We start from the raw sequence: 2,786 nt of genomic DNA, 5'->3' as shown, positions 1-2,786 counted from the left end.
GAAAGAGTTAGAAAGGTAAAGGATGAAATACAAAAGAAAAATGCATTAAATGTTAATTTAATTTTAAGAGGAATTTTTTATTTTACGATGGCTTTATTAATAAGCAGGGTCATTCTTGTTAATAACACAGCCCCATTTGGAATAGCTTTCTTAATAGCTACAATATTTATTAATGATGATAAAATTTCAATAATTACAGCAAGTGGTACATTGTTAGGATATATTACTTTGTATGAAAAAATAAAGAATTTGCCATCATATTTAGTAATAATAGTTACAATTGCTTTGTTAAGTCATGTATTTAGCAAAATGGAAGTTAAAACTAAAGCTATAGTTTCTATGTTTTTAATTATTATGTTTGAATTGTTTACCTATAATTTTTTTATAGTTAGAGTAAGTGCTTTAATGGCTTTTTTAAATTCTTTTTTTCTAGTCCTATGTATCTTCCCTTTATATTTTATTCTTGACTATAGTCTTTTATGCTTTAAGGAGATTAAAACAAAACATATATTTTCAAATGAAGAAATAATAAGTATGTCAATTATAAGTTCGTTAATTATAGCGGGTACTTGGGGGCTTAGTGTTTTTACTATATCGGTTACAAATATTTTGGGGCTCGCATTTGTTATAATGATAGCATACATTAATGGAAGTGGAGCGGGTGCTGCATCAGGAGTTGCGATGGGTATTATTGTAGGTATGTCATCGCCAAATATGATTATTTTTATAGGGATGTATGGCATATGTGGTTTAATAACAGGTATTTTCAAAGAGACTGGAAAAATTTTAAGTGTTACATCTTATTTAGTAGCTTTTTCAATAATAAAGATATATTGTAACACTGGATCTACGTTTATATTATTTGAAGCATTTGTAGCGGGGATAATATTTTTACTAATACCACAGAATACTTACGATAAATTGTCTATAGAGTTTAATTCAGATAAAAAAAAGCAAAGCATAGAGCAAGGGTATATAAATAAAATTAAGGACACATTTGTAGGAAGACTAAATAATTTTTCGTATGTACTTTCTAATATGTCGGATATAGTAAATAATTTAGTAGATAATGACAAGTTAGCTATGAAGGGTAAAAGTAGTGCACTTGTTGAAAACCTTGCAGATAGGGTGTGTAGTAATTGCAATATGAAATCGATGTGCTGGAAAAGAGAATTACATTATACATATGCAGCATTCGAAGAACTAATTCAGAATTTTGAGAAAAAAAGTAATATTGTACCTGATGAAATTGAAAGAAAATGTATAAAGAGAACTGCCATACTTAAAAATGCGGAGGATATTGTTAATAAGCACATTATAAATGAAATGTGGAGAACTAGACTTAGTGAGGGGAGAGAACTTTTAGCAAATCAGATTGGTAACATGGCAGATTCCGTAGGAGAAATTGTTGAAGACTTTAATTCTGAAATCCAAATAGATTCGTCTATGGAAAAACTAGTATGCAGAGCCTTAGATAAAAATAGAATTAAGCATAATGATCTTATGTGTTTAAATGATAAACTAGGACGACTTAGTATAAAATTATCACTAGATGCTTGTAGTGGAAGGCAAATGTGTGTTAAGGAGTTATTACCTATTATAAATGAAGTTACAGGAAAAGCTATGTGTGTTAGTGATGAGGGATGCTGCATAGATGCTAAGACAAATGTTTGTAAGGTAAATATTGAAGAAACACCTAAGTTCCATGTGGTATCAAGTGTCGCTAGGCAGTGCAAAGAAGGTGAAAAACAAAATGGAGATAGTTATAGTTTTGGTAAACTTTCTGATGGTAGCTATATGTCGGTTATTAGTGATGGCATGGGATCAGGTCCACAAGCAGGGAGAGAGAGTGAGGCTGTTGTTGAATTAATAGAGAAGTTTACAGCCGGAGGATTTAGTAAAATTACGGCGATTAACACTGTAAATTCTATAATGACATTGAGATTTTCTGAAGAAGAAAAATTTTCAACAATTGATTTAAGCAGTATAGATCTATATACTGGTAAAATTGATTTCTTAAAAGTTGGAGCAGTTGCAACATTTTTGAAATCTGGAGATAGCTTAGAAATTATAAAATCTAAGTCACTTCCTATTGGTGTTTTAGATAAGGCAGATATAGATATGCAACAAATGAAGCTAAAAAATGGTGATGTCATAGTTATGGTCAGCGACGGAGTGCTAGATTATAATGATGAAAATGTAGGTAGAGTTGATTGGGTAGTTGATTATTTGGGTAAACATAAATGTAATAGGCCCAATGATTTAGCTGAAGGTTTGCTTGCTGAGGCGAAAAAATTAAGTGGGAATAAGGTAAAGGATGATATGACAGTCCTAGTTTCAAAAATATACAGTTTATATTAGTATATTCTTATGAAACAAAAAATGATTTTAGATAGTATCATATAATAAAATTGTTTATAGAAAAATTTAAAATGAAGAAAATATATATAAAAGGCAATAGCCTGATATGTATTCTTCATTTTAATTTTTTTTATGATAGTTAAAAAATGTTTAAATAAATAGAGAATATGTGTTACTATATTATATTGTGGTATGATATAGTGATATAGTATTAAAATATACAAATATATATAAATCATAGAATATTTTTAAAAATAAATTTGGGAAGTGAAAGTTTTGTCAGAAAAGGTAATGAGTTTTATAAGAGAAAATTCGATGTTTGATGAGGGAGATAAAGTTATAGTTGCAGTTTCTGGTGGGCCTGACTCCACATGTTTGCTTTATATTTTAAATGAACTTAAAGATAAACTTGGAATTACACTTGT

General features: G+C 29.2%; 2 protein-coding genes. Both read left to right on the top strand.

All coding sequences use genetic code 11. The features are described from left to right. The coding region (gene spoIIE, locus Q0649_RS00710) for a stage II sporulation protein E (RefSeq protein ID WP_298836236.1) at positions 1–2,361 on the top strand (2,361 nt) is incomplete at its 5' end. A gap of 276 nt (positions 2,362–2,637) precedes the next feature. Then, positions 2,638–2,786: ATP-binding protein (locus tag Q0649_RS00705; RefSeq protein WP_298836237.1), on the top strand; the 149-nt coding region annotated here is incomplete at its 3' end.

The sequence above is a fragment of the uncultured Clostridium sp. genome, from assembly GCF_937920395.1.
GTDB lineage: Bacteria > Bacillota > Clostridia > Clostridiales > Clostridiaceae > Clostridium_AD.
Note: the sequence above shows the minus strand (reverse complement) of the source record. Positions and strands in the feature narration are given on the sequence as shown.